Origin of the sequence: Hahella chejuensis KCTC 2396 (genome assembly GCF_000012985.1) — a bacterium.
Lineage (GTDB): Bacteria > Pseudomonadota > Gammaproteobacteria > Pseudomonadales > Oleiphilaceae > Hahella > Hahella chejuensis.
In genome coordinates this window covers 7,100,416-7,125,692 of the sequence record NC_007645.1, presented here as the reverse complement: position 1 = coordinate 7,125,692, position 25,277 = coordinate 7,100,416, and the positions used below count along the sequence as shown (strand labels likewise).

Below are 25,277 nucleotides of genomic sequence, written 5' to 3'. Positions count from 1 at the left end.
GCCGCCTCCGCTCTGTTAAGCTTGAAAGTAAACCGAGTCAGGGGATGTTTGATGGCATTAAAGGATGTTTCCCTACCGCCCAACCTAAAAACTGTATTGCCTCTGAATCTGTCTTTTGCAGGCGCTGACCGTTCACAGCTAACTGAAGACCTGTCATTACGGGAGCGAACCGCCTCCTGAACTCAGGCGCTTGCTCCGACAAATGCGATTGCATCCAGGATACGTGATCATGATGCTCTTCCGGTGGCAGCTGTGTTAGGAAAAAAATCATTTGTCGCCACGCATAGGCGCTTTTTTTCATTATGTTAAGCCCAGTATGGCTACTATCCATTTTTAACTGCTGGCGTCTACATACCCACTTGAAACAGTCTTTCACCATGAGTGATAGATTTTCTCCCAACTTAGTCTTTAACCCCAAAACCTGAAACAGTACCGCCAGGTTCTGTGTGGTTAATATCTGTTGTTGCTCAATAACGATGGCGTTGCTGGCTACACTCCAACCCTTCCCAGGAGCGCCAGCGCGTTTTGAACATAAGCTGGAAAAGTTTTTGGCAGTCATGCTTCTGCCGCCAAACAACGTTTTCTTAATAGAAGATGGGCCGTCTACGTTGTAGTACCTTGCATATAGTGTGTCCTGAAGCAGTTCGGCGGCGTACTCACAGGCATTCGCATACTTCTGAGTGAACTCGCCCATGAAAATATCGGCGGCTATTTCATCGACAATAGGAACTTTGAGCTTTGCCTGGTCAGCCAAGCTTCTAATTTCCTGAAGCAGCTTATTTGGAAGAATAGAATAAGGAAAATTTACAAGCGCCAAGATAACTATATCCGACAGAATAGTTATCGCTAACTCTTGGTTTCTTGGTTTGGTATTACGGTACTTTTCTACCTTTGAAATCCACGGAAGTTCAGTCAGCTGAACTTGGTTTTGTAAGTTAATAAGCAGCAAAGAGCGGCGTTGCCGAAAAGCCTGATAAATACTTGAGTAAATATTCTTCAGCCCAGAATCGTCAAAGCAGGAAGCTCTTATATTTGCAGTCAATTGCGGTAATACGTTAGCAATAGCATCCGCAGAGGTGATATAGCCTTGCTGTATAAGCTGGTCGATAGTGGCGATTTGGGTGCGTTCCACTTTCTTGGCTAAATGTCGGGGGATCAATGATCCAGCAGGAGCGTTGTGCGTCGATTCATCCGAAGTGATGGGGGCAATGGCGCGCCCGACATATTCAAGTCCTTTATTCTGAGGAAGAGGTATTAATCGCTGTACCAGGATTTTTGCAATTTCATGGTACTTTTCTGGTCTACACTGCTGAGACTGCCTGAGTCGTGACACAAGTTGCTTATCCTCTCCTGGCGCGCCTCGTTTGGCGATATAGCGCGCCAAGTGTAAACGAACATATCCGCGATCCCGTTTATGCAGTGTTGTTGGGCTATCAATACATTGTTTAAGAAAAGCCAGCATTCGCGCATGGACTGAACCGGCTTTCAATCTTCGACTGCCTAAAGTATGTTGCGAAGCCATTTGTTCATGGCGCCCGGATAAGGATGTAGCGCGTTCAGTCCAACCCGCGGGAAATCTCTTACCAGGAAACCCACCTTTTAGGTCATAGTGGCCGAGGTGGTCTCGTACTGGCTTTCCTGAATCATTCACCCTAACTGAAGGCAATTCACCTTCCACGGTTTCAATGAGCAGTCCGACGAGTTGGTCATATAAAGGAATCCAAATTCGGATTGCTTCTTCTTGTGCGGTGATGCGCTTATTTGCTTCGACGTTGTTAAGCTTTTCTATGGCTGATCTGACAGGTTGTAGAAATACAAATCCATTACTTGCAGTAAACTGACCGGAAAGATTGGGATAGAACTTTAGTTCGGAGAAAAAAGGAAGTATTTCTGCAAGAATCGATTTAGCGCCTGACACATCTCCGTGTTCAAGCAGCCAAGCAACAATTGCCAGGGCTCCTTCCTCTGGAACGCTGATGGAAAACCGGCCCTCAGAGATATGTTGATTTAGGAGCTTTACGCCTTCTTCGCTTAAAAAGTAACTGTTCAGGGCGGCCCTTGTTGCTGTATTTATTGGAAGCGTTAGCCTTTTCGCAAAGGCAATCTCGTCCTCCGTTAACGGCCCTCCGGCTAAGAAAGTCCCAGTCGCAAATCCGCCAGTCGCAACTTCCAATGTCACCCATGCAGGCGTATTGGAGACGGGAGTTCGAGAGCCTATACTCAACTCGCCAGAATACATGCTCGCGAGAATGTTCTCCCATCGCGCCACTTTCTGCCCTGAGCTGTGGGACGGATTGCTAAGATTATTTTGCAGAGCCTTTGATAGCTGAAATTCAGGGTAAGCAGCATCAATGGTGATTTTGTCTTTTTCAGGCTTTTTATTACTTGGCATATCCAGTCTTATGGATGGGTCCGGGGGCTGGATTTGCACCAGCGCCCTCTCGGAATTCAGCCGAGCGCTCTCCATACTGAGCTACCCCGGAACAGTTCTTCATTGCGTCCGTGTCATTGAGGCTAGAGTATAACGATTACTTCTATTCTTTTTATAGCGTGTAATCAACTCATTACCAATCTGGTGAAGGTAGACCCAGCATTGAGAGAAGTGGCCAGCGGCCGTAAGGCCTGAATTTAGAATTTCATTAAGCAATAACCCGCCTTACATTTCCCTCAATCCTTGGTTACTCTGATTTGTCTCTGGCTTTACGTCACGCTTTCCGGGCGCCATGCTTGCGCCGATCGCTCTTTGTTCTTCGCTGCTTTGCACACTGCTAACCCTGTTGTTTGATCCGATGGATGTGGATTGTTTCTATGCTGAGTTTATTTGAAAAGTTTATTAAGCCCTTTCCGCCTGAGGAACCGGAGCAGCCGCCTACTGGGTTGTTCGCGTTTTGCCGTTATTACACGCGGGGGATGGAAGTTCCGTTATTCCTGATGTCGCTGACGTCTGCGTTTCTGGCGTTATTGGAAGTTTCATTGTTTGGATTTATGGGGCAGTTGGTGGACTGGCTGGTGGACAAGAATCCTGAGACGTTGTTTCAGGAGGAGGGCGGCCGTTTACTGATCATGACATTGGTGGTCCTGGTGGGCCTGCCTATTGGCGTCTTATTCCGGGCGCTGTTGATTCATCAGACATTGCTGGCGAATTATCCTATGCAGATTCGCTGGAAGGCGCATCGTTATTTGCTTAAACAGAGCGTGTCTTTCTATCAGAATGATTTCGCCGGCCGCATCGCCACCAAGGTGCTGCAAACCTCTCTAGCGGTGCGGGAAACCGTGATGAAGTTGTTGGACATTATGGTGTATGTGCTGGTGTATTTTAGCACCATGCTGGTGATGATCGGCAATGCGGATTCGCGCTTGTTGATTCCCATGATGGTTTGGCTGGGCGCTTATGTCTGTCTGCAGCTTTACTTTGTTCCCAAGCTCAAGCGTAACTCGATGAAAAACGCGGATGCTCGCGCAGCAATGACGGGTCGTATCGTTGATAGTTACACCAACATCACTACTGTGAAACTGTTTTCCCATACCCAGCGGGAAGCGGATTATGCGCAAGAGAGTATGGAGGGGTTTCTAAAGACAGTCAGACGGCAAATGCGACTGGTGACGGGCGTCAACGTCAGTGTGCATACCTTGAATTATCTACTGACTTTCGTCATAACGGGGCTGGCGATCTGGTTGTGGACGCAGAGCGCTATCACGGTAGGCGCGATAGCTATCGCCGTGAGTCTGACTTTGCGCCTGAACGGCATGGCGCAGTGGATCATGTGGGAAGTCAGCGCGTTGTTTGAAAATATCGGCACCGTGGCGGATGGCATCAATACCTTGTCCAAACCGCAGGAAGTGACGGACCGACCCGATGCGCGTCGACTGCAGGCGACTAAGGGGCATATCAGGTTCGATAAAATCGGCTTTCACTATGGCAAAGGCGAGGGCGTCATCGAACAACTAACCCTGGATATCAAGCCCGGCGAGAAAGTCGGCCTGGTGGGGCGTTCCGGCGCCGGTAAATCCACCCTGGTGAATCTGCTGCTGCGCTTTTACGACCTGGAGCAGGGACGTATTCTCATTGATGGCCAGGATATCAGCGAAGTCAGCCAGGAGAGTCTGCGTGAGCATATCGGTATGGTGACCCAGGATACCTCGCTGCTGCACCGGTCTGTACGGGATAACATTCTTTACGGTCGCCCTGACGCCACGGAAGAAGAGATGATCGCCGCCGCGAAAAAGGCGGAGGCGCATGATTTTATTCAGACTTTGTCTGATCCACAGGGAAGGAGAGGCTACGACGCCCAGGTCGGCGAGCGCGGAGTGAAACTCTCAGGCGGACAGCGTCAACGTATCGCCATCGCTCGCGTTCTGTTGAAAGATGCGCCGATTCTGATTCTGGATGAGGCCACTTCCGCGCTGGATTCCGAAGCGGAAGCGGCGATTCAGCGCAGCCTGTATGAACTGATGGAAGGTAAAACCGTTATCGCCATTGCGCATCGTCTTTCCACAATAGCTGCTATGGATCGCCTGATCGTGCTTGATGACGGCGCTATCATCGAACAGGGCTCACACCAGGATTTGATCAATAACGGCGGAATTTACGCCCAGTTATGGGCGCATCAGACCGGCGGGTTTTTGGGGATTGAAGAGGGTGAACTCGTTACCTAGCCTGGCGGGAATTGAACAGCCCTGTCCAACAATGGAAGTCCTTGGATTAGCAGCTCGCTGGTCATATAACCTGTACTGACGCGCTCAACAGTCACCAGACCAAAAAAGTGCGCGAAGCGGAACAACGCTCGATTACTGTATGCGCTTCTCAAAGTGTGGTCTCTATGGTTCGGTCCCAGCATCGGGTTATTTGGTAATTCTTTCAGGGCGTCGGGGTAGGCTTTTATGAAGCAGTCTTCATAAAATGTACTCCCCCTTTTTTCATTAGAGTACTTCTTAAGTAAGTACAGGGTAAAAACAAATGACCGCTGGATGATATAAAGCTCTGGATAGCCGTCTACGTACGCCCAGTTAGACTTCTCGGTATAGGCTCTGAGCAACTCGTGATAAATCTTCCCCTTGTTGTTCCGGCCCAACCAATCCCGGCACTTCCGGCTCAGTATCAACTTGCCTTTATATTTGCGAATCAGGCCCGCCAGCTCGGCGATCAATTTCGTAAGATGCAGCTCAAAAAATTGCTCTTCCTGGTTGATGGCCCCGTACTTCCTGTCCTCCAGATAAAGCTCCTCGCCCCAATAAGCCAGCGCTGTTTCCTGGCATAGTTTGCGAGGTAAATTGCCTTTAGCGGTAGGCTTTATTCCTTGTTCCCCGATCTGCTCGGCCAGCAACAGGAATAGCGTGATGATCGGCGCGTCGACGTCTGCGTCAGGGATTTCCGGAAAGCGGACGATTTCAGGCGAATCATAGGGGTGGTACAGCAGGTCGTACATCTGCGCTGCGGACAGGCCTGCTAAGTCCTCTAAAGGTTGTGAATTCCTTGCATAAATGGCTCGTTCCACATGCCTTTGCAATTCCTCTGGGGATTGAAAGGGCGGCAGATCTTTTAACCCGAGTAACTTCTCGAAGGGATTCTGACTTTTTTCTTTCATTCCTGGCTCATTAGATGTGTTGAGAAAACAGTTTTTGTACCTTTTACCGCTTCCGCAGCGGCAGGCATCATTTCTACCAAGTGATACAGACACATGACTGAACTGTAAAGTTGGTAGATTTTCTGGCGACAGCCTATCAAGAGTCAAGGGACCGTCTCGGACCCTTGGTTCGTAAACGTTGTTATACGGTATTTCAAATTTTTGCAAACCCCGAGGATGTTCCGTGGCCTAACAATTCCGGTGGTCGTACCATGAAAATGTACTGATCTATAACATTGGGTTAAAAAAAATGATCCCTGAACTGTTTCATGATGACGTTCAGTTCGACAGGGAGGGGTTCAAACTGAGGCTGCGCCAGGCGCAGGAATACTATGGATACACACAACAACAAGTCCCCGACGCCATTGGTGTGCAGCGATCAAAATATGCAAAGTGGGTGCTGACGGAGCGGTCAGAGCTGCCGGGCTTAGGGGAGCTGACCAAGTTGTGCGTGCTTTATCAGCAGTGGCCGATCTGGTTTCTTGCGGGAGTCCAGGGGCCGAGCAGGCACAAGGGGCAGCAGTTGCTGCAGGATGTGACCTGTTTGCGCGCTGGAACAGCGACGGAGATTTTCAATACCTGGTCCGCATGCTGATGACAATGGACGTGGGCTTCGTTAAGCGTCTGGCGAGGCTAGTGGATGATTTTCGCCCGAGCGCTGGCGGCAGAGAATAAGAAAATGGGCGATAACGCCCGTTATTCATTGGCGGTGATGGTGTCTAGTTTTCTATGACTCATCATCCCAGGGCGAGGGCAGAGCGTCTATTGCGTCATCAAGCCTCATATATGCGACGATAGTCTCATTGGGGTCCTGATGCGACCACCCCTCAACAAGAGAGTAGTAGTAACAAGCTATGATCCCCATGCCCATAGGATACTCAATGGCAACAAGGTATTGTCCAGCCTTGTCAGGCTTTGAAGACTTTATCCATTCTGGTGGGTGTGTATGCTTAGGCATTAGTTTGCATTCCTGAAGTCTTCCGCTTCTTTCCCATATGCGCGCAATTGGTCATGTCTGTTATCTAGGAACCAATGGGCTCTGCGTCTGACTTAAAAAGCAGATCGGGGGAACCGAATGGCATATCGGGCTGGTTTTCCATGGGAGGGTGGCTGAAAATTTCGTCAACTCTCCCTTTCATGTACTGTATGACATCTTCGATGCTTATGGAGTCAGGATCGGGTCTTTTACTATTTGTCATTGTCAGGTCCTTGTACTTTCCCTGTTGTCATTAGAAGCAACCTATTCGTCTATCTCAAAGTGCTGCTTGAAGCAGTTGACGGTATGCGGGTGGATGCTTTGACAAACTTCGTCCCACTCTTCTGCTAATTCGTCATCATAGTCGGGATGCTCATCGGTATAAGGACATTTAAGGCTGACTCTGGTTGCTTCATAACCTACAACGTCAACCAAGTGTTGAGCTTCCTCTTGATTAACTGCTATCGATTGGGTGTCGTTATCGTAACGATCTAAAATAGCCAGTGCTAAAGGAAAGCTTTCTCTGGCGGCTATCCTGCGAACTTCTTTAAAAAGATCTCGCGGAAACTCAATTAATTTTGAATCCATATTTTGACCCTAAATTTTTACCTTGGTGCAAATATATCGTTTCTGCTGCACAAGAGAATTTATCTTCGCAATAAACTCGGATTCACTATCGAGTCGGCGAATGATAGCCCTTTGTTGGGGGAAGGAATCAGAAGTGCGTTGTCTACGAGTGGGTCAAAGGCCATTTTGAAGTCGGCAGTCCTTAACCTATCTCTTGTCAGAAATTTTGGTTGGCTGCCGCTTTTGCTTGCCCTATAGATGTGAGATGGCATCATCTCAAGCCAGAAATCATCGGGACTTGCGGTTGTGTAAAAAAGGTATTTTACGAATAAATCCTTATAACTCATTTTCCGATCCTGCTTCGGTAATGCTGTGGTCAGATGTCTTCCAATAAAGGCAAAGGTTCTAATCAAAGTGGTAAGGAAGCAATACCGTGAAAATCGTCTAATCCAATGGGCCTAGAGATACGGGGGGTGAACCCTCTGAAAGAGGCCGTCCGAAACCGGGAACGAAAGAGCTTGAGGAATGGGTGCGCAAAGAAACCCAGTCCGTTGTTGACGATATGTTCAAGCACGGTCCTGCTGATTTCGATGAACGCGGTGTTATATTCGGCGGAGAAAAGTCTTTAAATTCCAGTGATGCTGAAGCGTTTCCTGACGAAATCGAGGAGTATCGTCCCGAGGAGAGGAAGCCTCGCTTGGTTCACAGTAGTGATGATAACAGTAAGAAGAGGGCATAACCTACTCCACCACGTACTCCACCCAATGCGCCTCGCTCGGCAATGGAATTTCCCAGCGATATAGCAGGCGGTCGATCACTTTGTCGGTGACCGTGCTATCCCGTTTGCGATTGCGGGCGCGCAAGGTTTTCTCTGCAGCTTCCAGATAGACGATGCGGATTTTCGCATGGTAGGCGTACAACAGGTCCAGGGCGTTGCTGCGCATTTCCTGCGACAGGTGCGTGGCGTTCCACACAAAGGGCTGCTTGCGTCGCAAATGCTCTTTGGCCATATCGATGGCGTGGTGGGCGACCTTACCTTCATTCTGACCATATTTGAGGCCCATCTCCCCACGCGCGTCGTCATAGGAAACGGTAGGCCAGTCAGGTCGATGTCGGCTCGCCCAGGTATTCTTGCCTGAGGCGGGTAGCCCGCATAACAAAACTACCTCGGAGCCTTCCGGTTGCTGGTATCCATAATCCGCCGCTGTGGCGCCCTCGGAGCGAAAGTATTGCTGACGCACTACTTCATCGGGAAAGCCGCGGGGTTGCTCCCAGCAGGACTCTTGCAGCGCAAGCTCACGGAACAGCGCGATGTCTGCAATGCTATCCGCTTTTTTCTCATAGGTTCTGCCGCTCATATCCGCCAGCGCCACCGCATAAAGCTCCTGCAGGCTCACTTCCCAGGACATGCGATGCGCCAGAAACTCGGGACGTCGTTGCGCCCGGTCGTCGAAGATGAAAAACGGAACCTGATGCTGGGCGATAATGCGACAAATGCGCTCCCGCAAAGCAAAAGGAACGCCGGCCCGCCATAGCAGAATCCGGGCGTCCACCGCGCCGCGCCGGGAGTGTCTGGGGCTGCCGACGCCGCCATCTGGTTTCACGATGGTGGTGGCCGGTTTGGCGATATCGTGCAACAAGGCGGCGTAGAACAGCACAAAGCGCTGCTCCGCATCCGCCTGTTGATAAGTTTCCCCCGCCAACAGCTCGTTCACCACCATTTTGGTGTGCGTCCACACGTCTCCTTCCGCATGGTAGTAGGGGTCCTGGGGCGTAGTCGCCAAGGGCTGCAGATCTGGCAACCCCTCCCACAACGCTCGCCAATCCGGCTCGTCGTTATTGGCGGGCATCCAGTTTTGGAGTTGCTGATAGTCGATCATGAGCTTTTCTCCTCTGCTGCGCTCGGTTCCTGTGACTCCGGCTCATCGTGGCCGAGATCCTCCCATTTCAAGGTAAGCTGAGAGGCGTACATATCCACGCCCTGCGCCAGCTGGTTGGGGAAAATCGGCCGGTTAAGATGGTGGCTGCCGCTGTCCAGAATGGCCTGAATAAAATCATGGCGCACCCACTTCAAGCGGCCGACCGTACGACCCTCTTCTTCTATTTTGATATACAGGCCTTCGGACAAATCCGAGTTGTCGGTCTGTCGTTTGACCAGATCGAAATCCAGCGCTTCCTGATGGGCGACCCGCTCCAGGCTGTTGCGCCATTGTGCGGTTTTCGCCAGCGACGGGCGCACCAGTTTTTGCAGTTCCGCCAAGCGCCTGGGCGCCAGGCCGGCATATAAAACCGGAACGGAAAGCACCGGTGAATCCTTTAACATGCGTCGACGCGCGGAGGTGGAGAGAAACTCACCGGTCTCGGTGTCGAGAATATCGAATTCAGCGAATAGATGCGGCAAGCGGTCATAAAATACCGTGTGCTTCGACGCCATCCATTCCCCGTACAGGGTGTAACGGGTTCCCAGAATTTCGAACAAACGCTCCTGATGCACCGTGGCCCAGGACTTAAACTGCGCGAATTGCGACTCGCGCCCGCCGCCGGTCAGCACATGCCCCCGACTTTGCAGGCGCAGTGCGCCGGATGCGTCGAAACTGACGCCGGCGTTGGCTCCGTCGAGTTTTTCTTCGATGACCAGATAGCGCCCGGTCAGTTGCGCAAAGGGAATCTGATCCGATGCGCTGTCCCCCGGCTGTAGCCGCGACCCTTGCAGGTGGGGCGTGCGGGGATATTTGCGGATAAACATACCGCCTCCTCAAAAACAAAATCCGTATTGATTCCTCTACAGGAAAACGTCCTGCGGAGATTCAAAAGAGTCAGCTTGCTATGCGCTGAAGACGAGGCGAAACAATAGCGTCGTCAGTTAAGACGCCTTAGCAGAAGCTGAAATTGAGGGTGCGATCGCCATTACATGACCGTATCCGATGTGAACTGGGTAGACCTGAAGTGGAAAACGCAAAAGTTTAGCGGCGATGAGTCAAAGTTTCCAGTAGGGACTGACGCATGCGCCCAGCCTTAAGCCGGAAGCAATGCGTTTTCCAAAAGCGTCTGGCTGATAAAGGCGGTGACTTCCTGTTCGCTGCTGCGGATGAAAAAGTGGTCCCCGGGGAACGTGCGCAATTGAAATCCGCCGCTGGTGTAATCTTCCCACTCCTGCATGCGCGCGGACGCGTCGATAGGGTCGTCCTGCCCGCTTAGAGCGGTGATGGGAACCCGTAATGTCTGTGACTTGTCGCCGCTCCAGCATTCTGAAAGTTTGAAATCCGCACGCAGCATGGGCTCCATCAACGCCATCAGTTGCTGGTCCTGTAGCGCCGCCTCCGGGGCGCCGTTCATTTGGCGGATTCTTTCTATCAGCCCTTCCATTGGCAGCTGGTGGATGAACGGCTGGTGACTGCTCAGATGAGGACAGCGACAGCCGGAAATAAACACATGTTCCGGTAATGGTCCGCCATAGGATTGCAGGCGTCGGGTCAACTCGAAGATAACGCGGCCGCCGAAGCTGTGCCCGAAGAAGGCGAAAGGTTGATTCAGGTAGGGGACGATTGCTTGTAACACCGACTCCACTAATGGCGGCCATTCGCTGAAAGGCGCTTCGCTGATGCGGTTTTCGCGGCCGGGCAGGCGCACCACGACCACATCCATGTCGTCTGGAAAGCGCTTTACCCAGCTTCGGAATGCATTGGGGCTGCCGCCGGCGTAGGGAAAGCAGAATAGTCTGATCGATTTGCCTGCCTGGGGCGCGGGCATGAACCAGCGTTCCTGCATACGATGTGGCATTCTAAACTCCTTGTATAGGCGTCGGACGTTATGCCTGCGGTTCTTTCACCGGCTGCGCTGCGTGTAACTGTTCCGCCATGGCGGCGATGTCGTCGCGTATATGCAGTTTATCCAGCCAGTCCTGGCGAATGCCGTTGACGCCATAGTAGGCCCCGGCGATCTGGCCGACGATGGCGGCGGTGGTGTCGGCGTCGTCGCCAAGGTTCGCCGCTTTCAGCACTGCGTCCTGAAAGTTGTCCGTATGGGCGAAACACCACAGGGCGGCTTCGAGAGCGTCAATCACGTAGCCGGTACCGCGCACTTCGCTTTCGCTTTTATTCAGGTAATCCCCCATGGAGATCTGTGCGACCTTGTCGGTGTAGGGCACATACATGGGATCTTCCAGCACATCCTCTTTGGCGTCGCCAGTCAGCAACTGATGCAGGATAACGCCCATCAAACGGCAGGCGTCCACGCATTCATTGGCGCCGTGAGTGGTGCGTGAGCTTTCGCCGCAGTATTGCACGACCTGCTCGATACGAGGGCTGTAATACATGGCGACCGGCGCCAGACGCATAATGGAGCCATTGCCGGCGCTATGCGCGTCCAGTGAGCCGGAGTAAGGCTCGCCGCTGTCCAGAAAGCGCTGGAGAGCGCCGCGCACTGTGTTGCCGATATCAAAGCAGTTTCCGGTGCTGCTGAAATAGCCCCACTGCCACCAGTTGCAATAGCGGGTCATCTGGTCCGCCGCGTCAAAGCCCTGTCTGGTCAGCAGGGACTCCGCCAGACATAACGCCATGGAGGTGTCGTCAGTCCACTGTCCCGCCAGCAGCCCGAATGGGCCGCCGCCGACCATATCGTCGATAGGCTCGAATGAGCCGCGCGGGCGAAACTCCAACGTCGTGCCCACGGCGTCGCCCACCGCAAGACCAAGCAGGCAGCCCTGGTATTTGTCGAGGTTGTTTCTATCTGGTTGTCCAGTCATGTACTTATACCCTATTCAACCGGGGCGAATAACTTACGCAGCTCTTCTTCATCGAAGGTGAACTTTTCAGCTTTGTCTGCAAGTAGATTATCCGCCAGCGCTTGTTTCTGCTTTTGTAATTCGACGATTTTTTCTTCCACGGTTCCTTCTGTGATCAACTTGTAAACGAACACCGGCTTATCCTGGCCGATGCGATAGGCGCGGTCGGTCGCCTGGTTTTCAACGGCGGGATTCCACCAGGGGTCGTAATGGATGACGGTGTCCGCCGCGGTTAGATTTAAGCCCACGCCGCCTGCTTTAAGGCTAATCAGAAACAAAGAGACCTCTCCGTTTTGAAACCGATTGACAGGCGTATCTCTGTCTTTCGTCGCGCCTGTCAGTTTTACGTACTCGATACCGGCTTTGTCTAATTGCGCTTCAATCAATCCAAGCATAGAAGTGAACTGGGAAAACAACAGTATTTTGCGGCCTTCCTCAAGCAGACTGGGCAACATGGACATCAGCGTATCCAGTTTGGCGCTGCTTTTCACTTTACGCGCACTGTCCAGTTTCAGCAGCGATGGATCGCAACATACTTGGCGCAGCTTCAGCAATGCGTCCAGAATTTCTATATGAGAACGTTTAACGCCTTTCTTGGCGATAGCGTCGCGAATCTTTTTATCCATGGCGACGCGAATACTTTCATAAAGATCCCGCTGCTTTCCTTCCAGCAAGACAGTACGTTGTATTTCTGTTTTCTCCGGCAGCTCCGTTGCGACCTCTTGTTTAGTGCGGCGCAACATAAACGGCTTGATGCGTCTAGATAACAAGCGTTGCCGTTCAAGGTCGCCCTGTTTTTCGATAGGGGTGCGGAACAGGGTTTTGAACTTTCTATCGTCCCCGAGCAGGCCCGGCGTAAGGAAATTAAACAACGACCACAGCTCGCCCAGATGATTTTCCATCGGCGTTCCAGTCAGACACAGCCGATGGCGGGCTTCAAGCCTGTGTACCAGTTGGGTGGCCTGCGCCTTTGGATTCTTGATGGTTTGCGCTTCATCCAAAATAAGATAATGGTAATCCTGCTTTAGCAGATATTCGCTGTCGCGCGGCAGTAGCGGATAGGTCGTCAAAACCAGGTCGTTGTCGGCTATGCGTTCAAAGCGCTCGGCGCGTTGGGAGCCGTGCAGAACGAGCACTTTCAGTCCAGGCGCGAACTTTTCCGCTTCCTTACGCCAGTTGCTCATTAAGCTGGTGGGCGCGACGATCAGGCAGGGCCGATCCATCCGCCCCTGGGCTTTTTCCACCGAGAGCAGGGCGAGGGTCTGAATGGTTTTCCCCAACCCCATGTCGTCAGCCAGGATGCCGCCCATTTCGATTTCTCTAAGGAAGCCAAGCCAGTTCAGTCCCTCTTGTTGGTAGTCTCTGAGGGTGGCGTTGAACCAGTCGGGGGGGAAGACATGGCTCATTTGCTCCTGCTGCTTCAGTCGAACAATCAAGCGTGTCAGTTTATCAGCGCCCAGCCAGCGCAGGCTGACTGAAGCCATGGCCTCGTTGAGCGCCAGAAGCTGGCCAACCTGTCCCCGTTTCAGGCGGAATTTATCGTTCACCAGAGGATCATGGTCGTACAGCTCAATGAGACTGCCTAACAGGTTTCTGACTCTCTCGACATCCAGCTTGATCCACCGGCCAGGGGCGACCTGGAGCAGAACATCGCTATCTCCAGGATAATCGGCCAGTGTCTGAAGCTCCCACTCCTCCGGCGCGTCTTTAATCAGGTTGCACAGAACGGGTAGCAGGTTAATGCGCTCGCCGTCGACTTCCACGCCGAGGTCGAAATCGAACCAGTCGCTGTCGCTTTCATCCAGACTGGAATACCAGGAGAGTTCTTCCACATCTGTATTGATGTACTGGAAGGGAAAATCTTCCTCAATGGTAATATGCCATCCTTGTTTCTCTAACAGGGGGATGCCGTACTGGGCGAACCCGTGCCACTCTCCGAAGCTTGGAAAGCTCAGGTCCATTTGATGCGCCTCATCGACGAGCGGATAGGTTTCGATAGTATTGAGCGGGCGCATATCCAGAGTTCTTAGTTTGCGCAGGGCTGTCTCTTCAACAAGAAAATCCCGGGGAATGATGAGATGGGTATTGTCTTTGACCGTTGTCACTTGCTGAATATCGGAGTCATAAGATACGCGGATATCGCGATAGGAAAACTCTAGCCTGGCGTAGGGAATATCGGCTTGACTCGTTCTATAGGGAAAATAGCCAGCTTGAGAAGGGCTTGCCGCTCCAAGGGTGAGATGAACCTGCGGCTTGACTTTGGTGTCCTTCTCGACGGCTATCTCTTTGGGTTTGGGAAGTCGTGCGCCGGGGAGTCGTTGCTCCAGAAGCGAGCGTACTTGTCCCGCCTGCACTGGGGATAACCTGGGCGCGCGATTAAGCGTCATCAGCATGGACGGCGGCAGCTCACTATGCAGCTGGCCACATTCTCCAGTGTGGGTATTGATATAGTAGATCGGATCAGTGGCGACCATTATCAGATGTGATGGGACCATTTCCAGTGTTTGTCCGCCCTCCCTATCCACTCGCCACTCAAACTCCGCCTGCGCTGGCGCGCCTTTGAATAACTTTGGCCCTTGTGGAGTTTCCCAGTACGCGCGTTCAGTCGCCAGTATGCGCTGAAGGGCTTCTGCTCCGCTTTCTTCCGTTAACGGTAGGTCAGAGCCCCATTGCGACCATAGCAGGCGCTTAAAGATCGCCAGGTCAGCTTTGGTCAGGAAGGCGGCTGGCTTACTCTGGTTAAAGGCGGCGCTGATATTGTAACGCTGGGTTCTTGTGGAGTATGCGCCGGACTTTAGAATGCGCGCCTGGATAACGTTGACGCAGACATTACCGTTCATTTGGTTGCGCGTCAGCAAAAAGAGCACGCTAACTTGAGTGGCGCTATCGGGAGTCGCCTTCTCTGTTGTGGTGTCGACCAATTGGTCAAGCCAACGCCGGACGTGATGGTCCAGCGTTTCATCTGGGTGGTGAGACGGGATATGGTCAGACCTGGTATCCTTTTGCGCTGCAACCGGGCTTCTTTCATTCACGGCGAGCAGGGTGGCTGCAACGTGTTTACAGTTATAGCCAATAGGGCATGAGCATTCCCCTTCTATTCTCAGGCCATAGGCGCCATTTTCAAGTGTTACCAAGACCTGGTAAGCACTGTCGCCAGAACCCCGCACTGTCGCTGAGGCGTGATCCTCACCATATTCCACCACAGTAACGCGCTTCTGTTTGAAATATTTTACGCCCCGTTCAAAATAGGTGTGGCCAAGCTCTTTAGCTATCAGGCTTTCCTTTACCAACATGCGAACTCACTACCTTTATCAAGCATTAATACGAAGTGACGAGCCTACCAGAACACCCGTAGTGGATTCGCATGATAAGTTTTTTGTCTATTTCTCTCTATAAGTAGCGATGACTTCAATACCGCCAATAATATGATCGTTGAACTCTTCCAATTGCTCCGCCGGAATCCAGTATTCGGCATGTTCCCTACCGCCGACGACCTTGACATCGAACCGGCTCAGGTAATCCGCATCCACGGCGAAGCGCGTCACATAGCCTACGCCTGAATCTTTGACGTTCCAGTCCCTGGCGATCTGTCGGGCGTAGTCTTCGTTGCAGACCGGGTAGAAAATGGGTTGCTCCGATAGACGCGGCGGCCAGCGCTTAAAACCGCTTTCTTCCACCAGCGCCAGCTCGTTCGGTCCTGTGGGTCTAAATAAAGTGACCGTTTTCATATTTGCTTTTACCTTGTTGAATCGCTTCGCGCACTTCCATCAGAATTTTACCCAGCATATTCAGGCCGCTCCCATCGCCGCCGTCCGCCCAATAACGGTCGTTGGCGGTATGCTCGACCAATTCAGCGTCGCCGGTTCCCAACAGTATGGAAGTAAGTTTTTCATGCTGGACGAATTTGGCCATAACCGCTTCGCGCATGATGTCGTCTTTGACGGCTTCCCAATCCGGCCGCAGAGGGCGCGTGCGCTCACGTCCCATATTAGCGGCCTCCATGGGTTTTGACGCCATGCGTACGGCTTCTTCATGCTCTGTGCCGGCGAATTTTTGCGCCTGAAAATAATGCTCGGACGTGGGCCAGCGTTTGTCTTTCAGGTATACCGGATCGCGGGAGAAATTGGAAAAGCATCCGTACTCGCCGTTAGCCAGATAAAAATTAATCGTTTTTTTCTCAGTCATTACCACTCTCCGATATTAACTGCGCGGTCCTTCGATCGTTCTGGGGAAGAAATGATTCTCCACGCCGCGCTTGAGTCGATACAGTTTCGCAGGCCGGTTGCTGCCGGTGCGCATGGCGCCGCTTTCCTCCAGAATATCCGCATCCAGGATACGGCGACGGAAGGACTTCTTTTCCACCTCATTGCCGAGAATCACTTCAAACACCTTCTGTAGCTCGGTCAGCGTGAATTCTTCCGGCAACAAGTGAATCGGCAGCGCGGTATATTGCACCTTGCTGGTCAGTCGTTCGCGACACAGGCGCAGAATTTCGTTGTGATCAAACGCCAGTTTATAGTCACGTAATGCTTCGGTAACCGGAACCCAGCGCGTTTCTTCTTTGGCGCCTTTGGGATCAACATCAACTTCCTCATGGGCGACTAAGGCGAAGTACACCACCGTCACTGACCAGCCACGGGGGTCTCTTTGCTTACCGCCAAAGGTGGCGACCTGCTCCAGATAGGGGCTTTTTACCCCGGTTTTTTCCACCAGCTTCCGATGAGCGGTGTCTTCGAGGACTCTGTCTTTCTTCAGGTCAATAAACCCACCCGGCAGCGCCCACTTGTCCCTGGAGGGATGTTGCGAGCGCTTCACCAGCAACACTTCGAGCTGCTGTTCCCTGAGCTTGAATATGGCCATATCCACGGAAGTGAGAGGCACTTCGTAATCGTGAACGTTGTAGGCGGCGAGAAAGTCTTTTTCTGAGGCGTAATCTTGCATAACCTGAAAAACGTACTATATTAGTGGCATTAGGCCACTAATATTAGCGACCTTGAATAAAGGTGTCAAAACAGACACCGTCAATCTACCCATAAAAGCATATCCAAACTCCAGAGTAATACCATGGACATACAATCCTTTTTGGTCGGCTTTTTCGGCGGCTCCGCTATAGAAATCATCGCCTCCCTGGCGGGCTTCATCTGTGTTTTCCTGATCATCCGCCGCAATATCTGGTGCTGGCCCATCGGGTTGGTGCAAGTGGCGCTGTACATGATCGTGTTTTACGACGCCAAGCTGTATTCCGATTTCATACTTCATGGCGTTTATGTGGCGATGCAGTTTTATGGCTGGTGGTATTGGCTGCAGGGTAAGGGGCGCGACGATGATTTGGTGGTGCTGCCCACCCCGCCTACGATGACGTTGTTATGGGTGGCGGTCGCCATTATCGGCAGCTTTGGTCTGGGTTATGTCATGTCCACCTATACCGACGCCTCATTGCCTTATCCGGATGCTTTCACCACGGTCGCCAGTCTGGTGGCGCAATGGCTGCTGTCCAGGCGGCAGTTGATCAATTGGGGCTTCTGGATTGCCGTAGACATCGTCGCCATTGGCGTGTATTGGCAGAAAGGCCTGTATCCCACCACCGTTTTGTATGCGACATTCCTGGTCATGGCGAGTGCGGGTCTGCTTGTCTGGCTGCGTCGTTATCAAACCCAATCGCTGGAGATGAAGGCGGACTATGCAAAAGCCTGAGTATGATGCGCAGCGCAAGATTGGTCTGACGTTAGGGAAGTTCGCGCCGCTGCATAAAGGTCATCAATATCTGATCGAACAGGCGCTGGAGCAGGTGGATCACTTGCTGGTGATGATCTACGGTTGCCCGGATGTAATAGAGGTTCCACTGGAGCGGCGGGCGTCCTGGATTAAAGCGCTGTACCCGGACGCTGAGGTGATTCTGGCGCCAGATGGGCCGCAGGAAGTGGGGGATACGCCGGAGATATGTCGGAAGCAGGAGGAATACATCGGGCAGTGTCTGGCGGGCAGACAGGTGACTCATTTTTTTTGCAGTGAATTCTACGGCGATCATGTCAGCCGTTATCTCAATGCGCAGGACTGTCGAGTGGATGAAGCCAGAAAGATCGTACCCATCTCCGCTACTCAGGTGCGCAAAAATCCCTTCGCCGCCAGAGATTGGGTGCATCCGCTGGTGTACAGGGACTTGGTAAAGAAAGTGGTGTTCCTGGGAGCGCCGTCTACTGGTAAAACCACGTTGGCGGAGGCGATGGCGGCGCGCTTTAATACGCAATGGATGCCGGAGTACGGACGGGAGTACTGGGAGGAAAACCAGATTGAGCGACGTCTGGTTCCCGAGCAGCTGGTGGAAATCGCACAAGGCCATCTGCAGCGCGAAGAAAAACTTCTGCTGGATAGCGATCGATACTTGTTCGTGGACACCAATGCGCTGACGACGCGGCATTTCGCTCATTATTATCATGGCTTCGCGTTGCCGGAACTGGAGCGTCTGGCGGATGCGGCGACCCAGCGCTATGACCATGTGTTTCTGTGCGCTGACGACATCCCCTATGAGGATACCTGGGATCGTTCAGGGGAAGTGAACCGCGCGGACTTCCAACAGGAGATCATCGCGGAGCTTGAGCGCAGAAACATAGAGTATGTGCTGCTGAGGGGTGACGTTGAGGCGCGTATCAGGCAGGTTAGAAATGTTTTAGAGGGAGCCTGAAAATAGCGCTTGACCACTTAGTGTCATTATGCCACTATATGCCCATCGACAGGGTTCATGGGACTCATGAATCCCCGGAGAAAAAGTTTAAGCGGACCTGGAAAGACCGGGTTCCCGTCAACCACAGCAAGGAGATTGCTGGTATGCAAAATTTCGAATACGACTTTTTAGTATTTATTGGACGTTTCCAGCCTTTTCATCGCGGTCACCTTGCGGTGATTGAACAGGGGCTGCGCAAAGCGCGTCAAATGATTGTCTTGTGTGGTTCTGCGCATCAGCCCCGCTCCACACGCAACCCCTGGAGTGTCAGCGAACGCGAAGATATGGTGCGCAGCGCCCTCAGCAAAGCAGATAATCAACGCGTGCATATCGCGCCGCTGATGGACATTGTCTACAACGATGAGATCTGGGTCAGAAACGTACAGTCCACTGTTCAGGGACTGGTAACCGCTCATCACGGCATGCCGCACAAATCCGCCAAGGTGGGTTTGATTGGTCACAGTAAGGACCACAGCTCTTTCTACCTGAAGTTGTTTCCACAGTGGGGAAGCGTTGAAGTAGAGAACGTGGACGGCATTAGCGCCACACCGGTAAGAGAAGCGATTTTCGGCGTTAATCAGACGGATCGTCGCGGCGGTATGCATTATCTGGAAAGCAGTGACGCGGATCTGGCGTTGCCAGCGGCGGTACGGGAGAAGCTGGCGAAGTTCTGTCTCAGCGAAGACTACGAGGAAATCAAATACGAACATGATTTCATCGCCAAGTACAAACGCGCCTGGAGCGCTGCGCCTTATGCGCCGACCTTCGTGACCGTCGACGCCGTGGTAGTGCAAAGCGGACATGTACTGCTGGTGGAGCGTAAGGCGCGTCCCGGTAAAGGCCTGTTAGCGTTGCCGGGCGGCTTCGTCGATCAGAATGAGAAACTTTTGGATGCGTGCCTGCGGGAATTGCGGGAAGAAACCAGATTGAAAGTGCCAGCGCCAGTATTGAGAGGCTCAATCAAGGCGCAGCAGGTGTTCGATGATCCGCATCGTTCAGCCCGAGGACGCACTATCACTCATGCGTTTCACATTGAACTGGAGCCAAGCAGCGAGCTGCCGAAAGTGAAAGGCGGCGATGACGCCAGACAGGCCATGTGGGTGCCGCTGGCGGAACTGGACCCAGGAAAATTATATGAAGATCACTACTTCATCATTCAGGAAATGACCGGTATTTAGCCGGAAAAAGATTAAGAAAAACGAGGGCCGCGGATAGACCGCAACACCCTTAACCCAAACATTGACCGGAGGATTTCCGTCATGAAAAACAGCATTATCTTAAACGTAGATTCTTACAAAACCTCTCACTACCTGCAGTATCCGGCTGGCGCCACGCAGGTTTCCAGCTACATCGAATCACGGGGCGGCGCTTTTGAGAAAGCGGTGTTCTTCGGTCTGCAGATGTTCATCAAAGAGTACCTGACCAAACCGATTACCGCGGACGATATCGAAGAAGCCAAGCTGGTTTATCAAGCCCACGGCGTGCCCTTCAATGAAGAAGGCTGGCGCTATATTCTGGAGAAGCACGAGGGTTATCTGCCGATAGAAATCCAGGCTGCGCCGGAAGGAACCGTCATGGATGTGAAAAACGTGATGGTGCAGGTCATCAACACCGACCGTAATTGCGCCTGGTTGACCAGCTATGTGGAAACGGCGTTGTTGAGAGCGGTCTGGTATCCGACTACGGTCGCCACCGTATCCTGGAGCTGCCGCAACATCATCAAGCGTTACCTGGAAGAAACGGCGGACACTATCGAAGGATTGCCATTCAAACTGCACGACTTCGGCGCTCGCGGCGCCAGTTCTGAAGAAACCGCAGCGATTGGCGGGGCCGCTCACTTGGTGAACTTTATGGGCACTGACACTGTTAGCGGCATCATGGCGGCGAGACGCTACTACGGCGCTGATATGGCGGGCTTTTCAATCCCAGCAGCGGAGCACAGCACCATTACCAGCTGGGGCAAGGAAGCGGAAGTGGACGCCTACGCCAACATGCTGGACCAGTTCGCCGAGCCCGGCAAACTGGTGGCGGTGGTCAGCGACTCTTATGACTTGTGGAACGCTATCGACAACCTCTGGGGCGAAGCGCTGAAAACCAAAATCGAGCGCAGCGGCGGCACCTTGGTGGTGCGTCCTGACAGTGGCGATCCTGTAGCGATCGTGACCGAAACCATCGAACGACTGATGCGGAAATTCGGCTTCACCGTCAACAGCAAAGGATATCGGGTATTGCCGGCGTGCATCCGGGTGATTCAAGGCGACGGCATCTCTTTGCACACGATCGAAGCCATTCTGGCGGCGATGAAAGCGCGCAAGCAAAGCGCTGAAAACATTGCTTTCGGCATGGGGGGAGAACTGCTGCAGAAGGTGAACCGGGATACGTTGAAATTCGCCATGAAGGCTTCTGCGATATGCGTAAAAGGCATCTGGAGAGATGTCTATAAAGACCCCATCACCGATCAGGGCAAACGTTCCAAGAAAGGACTTCTGGCGCTGGTTAAAGACTTGGATGGCGGCTTTCAGACAGTGCGCCGGCAGGACCTGGGTAATCGGGAGGACCAATTGGTTACCGTCTTCCGTAATGGCGATCTGATGAAGGAATGGACTTTCGATGAAGTCAGAGCCAACGCGGCGCAATAAGCTTATCGTTACGGCGGAGTCGGTCTCCCGACTCCGCTTTTTGTGTTTCTGGGCGCTGCAATATTCTCGTTAAAAGCCGATTGAATACTGACCAAAGGCTTGTTAATATCCGCGCCCACTGAACGAATTTATCTGAAGAGCAAGGTTATGACACTCACCACTACCAACCTCAGCGGCCGCGTCGGAGCGATCACCATCGTTCGCGACAGCGCGTGCATTTTGGTATTGAAGTCATAGCCTTCGCTATAGCTGGCGGAGGCGTATAGGCCTCCGGTTGCAGTATGAAAAAACCCCGGTAGGCCACCGCCTCCCGGGGTTTTTTCGTTTTCGGTTCCGAAAAAGTTCGGACGCTTATTCAACATCGCCAAGAAACGGTTTCGTTATGAGAACTTACGACAAGTACATCGCAGCAATAGTCCCAGCCCAAGGGCCGGAGTTCTCGCGCCTAACCCTTGGTGCTTCCACTTTTTCCACGCTTGTTTATCCTGCTTCTCTTCAGGGTAAGCGTGGAACGCCAAAAGACCGGGAAACAACTTAACGCTCCCATGACGCCTCTTGCGCCCTGGGAGTAAACACTTCCGGGCGTACTCAGAAAAGCCTGTCCGGAAGAAGGATTTCAGGTTTTCAGAGGTTTGTTATGAAACTTCAAAAGTTAAGAAATATCGGCATCATCGCTCACGTTGACGCAGGCAAAACCACCCTGACCGAAAGGTTGCTGCACTTCACTGGCGCCCTGCACAGCATGGGCGAAGTACATCATGGCGGAACCGTCACCGATCACATGGTTCAGGAACGCCAACGAGGCATCACTATCGCCAGCGCGGCGGTTACAGTGGGCTGGCGGGATCATCGCATCAATATTATTGATACGCCTGGTCACATCGATTTCAACATCGAAGTGAATCGCTCGTTGCGCGTACTGGACGGCGCGGTGGTGGTTTTCGACTCCGTCGCCGGCGTTGAGCCGCAATCGGAAACCAACTGGCGATTGGCGGATCAATACGGCGTGCCGCGGATATGTCTGGTCAACAAGATGGACCGCATCGGCGCCGATTATCTACGCGTTGTAGCAATGATTCGCGAGCGTCTTGGCGCGCAGCCTCTGGTGGTTCATCTGCCTGTCTTCGTCGAGGAAACCTATGTCGGGTTAATCGACTTGACAACTATGTCTCTGCATCGCTGGAACGCTGATGACGGCTGGAAATATTCGTCCGAAGAGATTACGCCTGAGTACCAGGAACAGGCTGCGCAATATCGGGCGCAACTGGAAGAAACACTGGTTGAGCTGGATGATGAACTCCTGGAAGGCTGGTTCAATGGCGCCACTTTGCAGGCTGATGATCTGAAGCGACTGATTCGTCAGGGCGTTGTCAGCGGCGCATTCGTTCCTGTGTTGTGTGCATCTGCATTCAAGAACAAAGGCGTACAGATGGTGTTAGACGCGGTGGTCGACTATCTGCCTTCGCCGCAGGAGGTGAAAGGCATGGAAACCGTCGACGGCGCTCAAATTGTGGATGCGGATGTTGATGGAGCTTTCGCCGCGCTGGCCTTCAAAGTGGTGAACGACAAGCATGGGGCGCTGACCTATGTGCGTGTTTATCGAGGAACGTTGCAATCCGGTTCGCGCGTACTCAATACGAATGTTGGCCAGTATGAACGTATAGGCCGGATATATGAAATGCACGCCGACCGTAAAGTGGCGCGAGACCGCATCGGCGCTGGCGACATTGTCGCGCTGGTGGGCATGAAGCACACGCAGACCGGAGATACGTTGTGCGCCCCGGAAGCGCCTCTGGTGCTTGAGCGCATCAATGCGCCGGAACCGGTCATGGACATCGTGATCGAGCCGAAGTCGCGGCAGGACCAGGATCGTCTGGGTGAAGCTTTGCGCGCCATTGTCGGCGAAGATCCCAGCCTGCGATTGAGTACAGGCGCAGCAGGAGAAACGCTGGTGTCAGGCATGGGCGAACTGCACCTGGAAATAGTTGTGGATCGGTTACAAACGGACTTTGACATCGCTGTGACTGTGGGACGTCCGCAAGTGGCGTACCGGGAGACCATCACTCAATCGGCTGCGGTGGACTATGTCTACAAGAAGCAAAAAGGCGGACCCGGTCAGTTCGCGGAAGTGCGCATGCGCTTTGAACCCATCGCTGGCGACGGCATTGAGTTTGAAAGCCAAATCGTCGGCGCAGCCATTCCACGGGAGTATATTCCCGCTGTGGAAGATGGCGTCAGACAGGCTGCGCGCTCCGGCGTATTGGGCGGTTATCCCTGCGGCGGCTTCAAAGCGGTGTTGCTGGATGGCGCCTATCATGCGCAGGACTCGTCGCAATTGGCGTTCAGCGTGGCAGGACGGGAAGCCTTCAAGGAAGCCATGGCGCAAGCGACGCCCAGACTGTTGGAGCCAGTGATGGCGGTTGAAATTGTGACGCCTCGCGATCATGTCGGCGACTGCATTGGCGACCTGATGCGACGTCGCGGTTCGATCCTCAACCAGTTGGACCGGGGCGACGCCTGCGTCATCAACGCGGAAGCGCCGCTGGCGGAAATGTTCGGCTATATCGGCGACCTGCGTACGATGACGGCAGGGCGAGCCAGCTTCTCCATGACGTTCTCGCACTATGCGGAAACGCCACAGGGAGTCGCCGACGCGGTACTTAACGCCGATTGATCTTAACAACCCAGTGCGAACTGTGTTCAACACTCAAAAGGGGCCCGGTGTCATTCCGGGCTCCTTGTTTTTACTTTCCCTTCTGTTTGTTTGTCAGCGAGTTTCAAGTTACAGGTGCTGCGATTAACTGTCCGAGAAGAAGCCCAAAAACCCGCAATGTAAAGAGAGCTGAAGGGGTTAACCGACTCGATTTGCAGTCAAGACTGGCAATGACTCATCCCGGGACCTAGCATAAGTTAAACGCCCGGCACTGCGTACATCCGCGCATTGTCCGGGCTGGCGGCGGCGCCTATATTTTTCGGCCCGGCACATTAACCAGACATTGCTGAGTCCATGAAGTTACAGAAGTCCGAACTCCCTGCATTGCTTGAGCGTATTTATTCTGAGGTGACGCCTTTGTATGGCGTAGGTAAGACGGCGGATTATATTCCACCGCTGTCGAGGGTGAATCCGCGCCAGTTCGGCATGGCGATCCGCTTTGTCGATGGCGATGAATTTACCGTGGGCCAAGCCTCGACGCCTTTTTCCATTCAGAGTATCTCCAAACTGTTCGCCCTTATGCTGGCCCTGGATATTGTCGGCGATGATTTGTGGAAGCGGGTGGGGCGCGAACCTTCCGGCATGCGCTTCAACTCGCTGTTGCAGTTGGAGAATGAAAACGGCATTCCGCGCAATCCTTTCATCAACGCCGGCGCCATTGTGGTGACCGACACCATCGTTAATCACAGCGCGTCGCCGGTGAAACGTCTGGAGCAATTCATGGCGTCGCTCTCCGGTAATGTGTTCAACCGCTATGACCCGGAAGTCTATGTGGCGGAAGCGCGCACCGGCTATCGCAACGCCGCCATCGCCAACTTGCTCAAGGCGTTGGGCAACTTGGAAGGCGAAGTGGATGTGGTGCTCGACAGCTACTACAAACAATGCTCCATGACCATGAGCTGCCTGGATCTGGCGCGCGCCACTGAGAGTCTGGCCAATAAAGGCAAATCCAGCTTCCGCACCCAGTTCCATGGCGAACGCATGGACAAGCGCGTCAACGCACTGATGCTGACCTGTGGGCTGTACGACGCCGCCGGTAACTTTGCATATCAGGTGGGATTGCCTGCCAAGAGCGGTGTGGGAGGAGGCATTGTGGCGGTGTTGCCTGGCTATTTCTCCGTGGCGGTCTGGTCGCCGGAATTGGACAGTTACGGCAACTCGGTGCTGGGTCAGAAGGCGCTGGAATTACTCACTCATTACACCAGCAGTTCTATCTTCTGACGTCCTTCGGCGAGGGTGAGTCAGGGTGTGCGC

At 53.0% G+C, this 25,277-nt stretch carries 20 protein-coding genes and 1 tRNA gene; 9 read left to right on the top strand and 12 right to left on the bottom strand.

The window, feature by feature from the left end; all coding sequences use genetic code 11:
* Positions 1 to 37: 37 nt before the first annotated feature.
* Positions 38 to 2,392 (bottom strand): hypothetical protein, encoded by a 2,355-nt coding sequence (locus HCH_RS31645; RefSeq protein ID WP_041599061.1) that lies wholly within the window; start codon positions 2,390 to 2,392, stop codon positions 38 to 40.
* A gap of 15 nt (positions 2,393 to 2,407) precedes the next feature.
* Positions 2,408 to 2,483, bottom strand: a tRNA-Phe gene (locus HCH_RS31640).
* A 325-nt stretch (positions 2,484 to 2,808) separates the two neighbouring features.
* Between HCH_RS31640 and HCH_RS31635 the strand changes: the two genes are divergently transcribed.
* On the top strand, positions 2,809 to 4,656 hold the full coding sequence (locus HCH_RS31635; RefSeq protein WP_041599060.1) for an ABC transporter ATP-binding protein: 1,848 nt from the start codon (positions 2,809 to 2,811) through the stop codon (positions 4,654 to 4,656).
* Here the strand turns inward: HCH_RS31635 and HCH_RS31630 are convergent.
* A complete protein-coding gene (locus HCH_RS31630; RefSeq protein WP_011400676.1) occupies positions 4,653 to 5,585 on the bottom strand; it encodes a hypothetical protein in 933 nt (310 codons plus the stop codon). The genes HCH_RS31635 and HCH_RS31630 overlap by 4 nt on opposite strands.
* Positions 5,586 to 5,874: 289 nt before the next feature.
* On the opposite strand from HCH_RS31630, the gene HCH_RS31625 reads away from it, so the two are divergent.
* Positions 5,875 to 6,219, top strand: coding sequence for a helix-turn-helix domain-containing protein (locus HCH_RS31625; protein ID WP_011400674.1), 345 nt, complete (start codon positions 5,875 to 5,877; stop codon positions 6,217 to 6,219).
* 645 nt (positions 6,220 to 6,864) lie between these two features.
* Here HCH_RS31625 and HCH_RS31615 read toward each other — a convergent pair.
* Positions 6,865 to 7,188 carry a hypothetical protein gene (locus HCH_RS31615; RefSeq protein WP_011400672.1) on the bottom strand — a complete coding sequence of 108 codons (324 nt, stop codon included), beginning with the start codon at positions 7,186 to 7,188 and terminating at the stop codon, positions 6,865 to 6,867.
* Between the two features lie 508 nt (positions 7,189 to 7,696).
* Here HCH_RS31615 and HCH_RS31605 point away from each other — a divergent pair.
* The gene (locus tag HCH_RS31605; protein WP_011400671.1) at positions 7,697 to 7,906 is read left to right on the top strand and encodes a hypothetical protein; all 210 of its coding nucleotides are present in this window, start codon (positions 7,697 to 7,699) and stop codon (positions 7,904 to 7,906) included.
* Between the two features lies 1 nt (position 7,907).
* On the opposite strand, the gene HCH_RS31600 is transcribed toward HCH_RS31605, so the two are convergent.
* The 8 genes from HCH_RS31600 to HCH_RS31565 all read right to left on the bottom strand — a co-directional run bounded on the left by HCH_RS31600 (position 7,908) and on the right by HCH_RS31565 (position 16,891).
* Positions 7,908 to 9,047, bottom strand: coding sequence for an AAA family ATPase (locus HCH_RS31600; RefSeq protein ID WP_011400670.1), 1,140 nt, complete (start codon positions 9,045 to 9,047; stop codon positions 7,908 to 7,910).
* On the bottom strand, positions 9,044 to 9,913 hold the full coding sequence (locus HCH_RS31595; protein ID WP_011400669.1) for an RNA ligase family protein: 870 nt from the start codon (positions 9,911 to 9,913) through the stop codon (positions 9,044 to 9,046). Before HCH_RS31595 ends, HCH_RS31600 begins: the two co-directional genes overlap by 4 nt.
* A 269-nt stretch (positions 9,914 to 10,182) precedes the next feature.
* Positions 10,183 to 10,947 (bottom strand): thioesterase II family protein, encoded by a 765-nt coding sequence (locus tag HCH_RS31590; protein ID WP_011400666.1) that lies wholly within the window; start codon positions 10,945 to 10,947, stop codon positions 10,183 to 10,185.
* A gap of 28 nt (positions 10,948 to 10,975) precedes the next feature.
* A complete protein-coding gene (locus HCH_RS31585) occupies positions 10,976 to 11,911 on the bottom strand; it encodes an ADP-ribosylglycohydrolase family protein (protein ID WP_011400665.1) in 936 nt (311 codons plus the stop codon).
* Between the two features lie 11 nt (positions 11,912 to 11,922).
* Complete coding sequence (locus tag HCH_RS31580; RefSeq protein ID WP_011400664.1) at positions 11,923 to 15,243, bottom strand: DEAD/DEAH box helicase; 3,321 nt, start codon at positions 15,241 to 15,243, stop codon at positions 11,923 to 11,925.
* Positions 15,244 to 15,330: 87 nt separating this feature from the next.
* Positions 15,331 to 15,678, bottom strand: a complete 348-nt coding sequence (locus HCH_RS31575) for a hypothetical protein (RefSeq protein ID WP_011400663.1) — start codon at positions 15,676 to 15,678, stop codon at positions 15,331 to 15,333.
* Entirely contained in the window at positions 15,656 to 16,135 is a 480-nt protein-coding gene (locus HCH_RS31570; protein WP_011400662.1) for an NADAR family protein, read from the bottom strand. The genes HCH_RS31575 and HCH_RS31570 overlap by 23 nt, the downstream gene beginning before the upstream one ends.
* Positions 16,136 to 16,150: 15 nt before the next feature.
* On the bottom strand, positions 16,151 to 16,891 hold the full coding sequence (locus tag HCH_RS31565; RefSeq protein ID WP_011400661.1) for an NUDIX hydrolase: 741 nt from the start codon (positions 16,889 to 16,891) through the stop codon (positions 16,151 to 16,153).
* A 123-nt stretch (positions 16,892 to 17,014) separates the two neighbouring features.
* On the opposite strand from HCH_RS31565, the gene pnuC reads away from it, so the two are divergent.
* The 6 genes from pnuC (at position 17,015) to HCH_RS31530 (ending at position 25,244) form a co-directional block, all read left to right on the top strand.
* Positions 17,015 to 17,644: a nicotinamide riboside transporter PnuC gene (gene pnuC / locus HCH_RS31560; RefSeq protein WP_011400660.1), complete on the top strand. Its 630-nt coding sequence runs from the start codon at positions 17,015 to 17,017 to the stop codon at positions 17,642 to 17,644.
* Positions 17,631 to 18,632 carry an AAA family ATPase gene (locus tag HCH_RS31555; protein WP_011400659.1) on the top strand — a complete coding sequence of 334 codons (1,002 nt, stop codon included), beginning with the start codon at positions 17,631 to 17,633 and terminating at the stop codon, positions 18,630 to 18,632. The genes pnuC and HCH_RS31555 overlap by 14 nt, the downstream gene beginning before the upstream one ends.
* A gap of 143 nt (positions 18,633 to 18,775) precedes the next feature.
* Positions 18,776 to 19,849, top strand: coding sequence for a bifunctional nicotinamide-nucleotide adenylyltransferase/Nudix hydroxylase (locus HCH_RS31550; RefSeq protein WP_011400658.1), 1,074 nt, complete (start codon positions 18,776 to 18,778; stop codon positions 19,847 to 19,849).
* A gap of 81 nt (positions 19,850 to 19,930) precedes the next feature.
* Complete coding sequence (locus tag HCH_RS31545; protein WP_011400657.1) at positions 19,931 to 21,310, top strand: nicotinate phosphoribosyltransferase; 1,380 nt, start codon at positions 19,931 to 19,933, stop codon at positions 21,308 to 21,310.
* Positions 21,311 to 21,947: 637 nt separating this feature from the next.
* Positions 21,948 to 23,984, top strand: a complete 2,037-nt coding sequence (gene fusA / locus HCH_RS31535) for an elongation factor G (protein ID WP_011400653.1) — start codon at positions 21,948 to 21,950, stop codon at positions 23,982 to 23,984.
* A 333-nt stretch (positions 23,985 to 24,317) separates the two neighbouring features.
* The gene (locus HCH_RS31530) at positions 24,318 to 25,244 is read left to right on the top strand and encodes a glutaminase (RefSeq protein ID WP_011400652.1); all 927 of its coding nucleotides are present in this window, start codon (positions 24,318 to 24,320) and stop codon (positions 25,242 to 25,244) included.
* Positions 25,245 to 25,277: the final 33 nt, after the last annotated feature.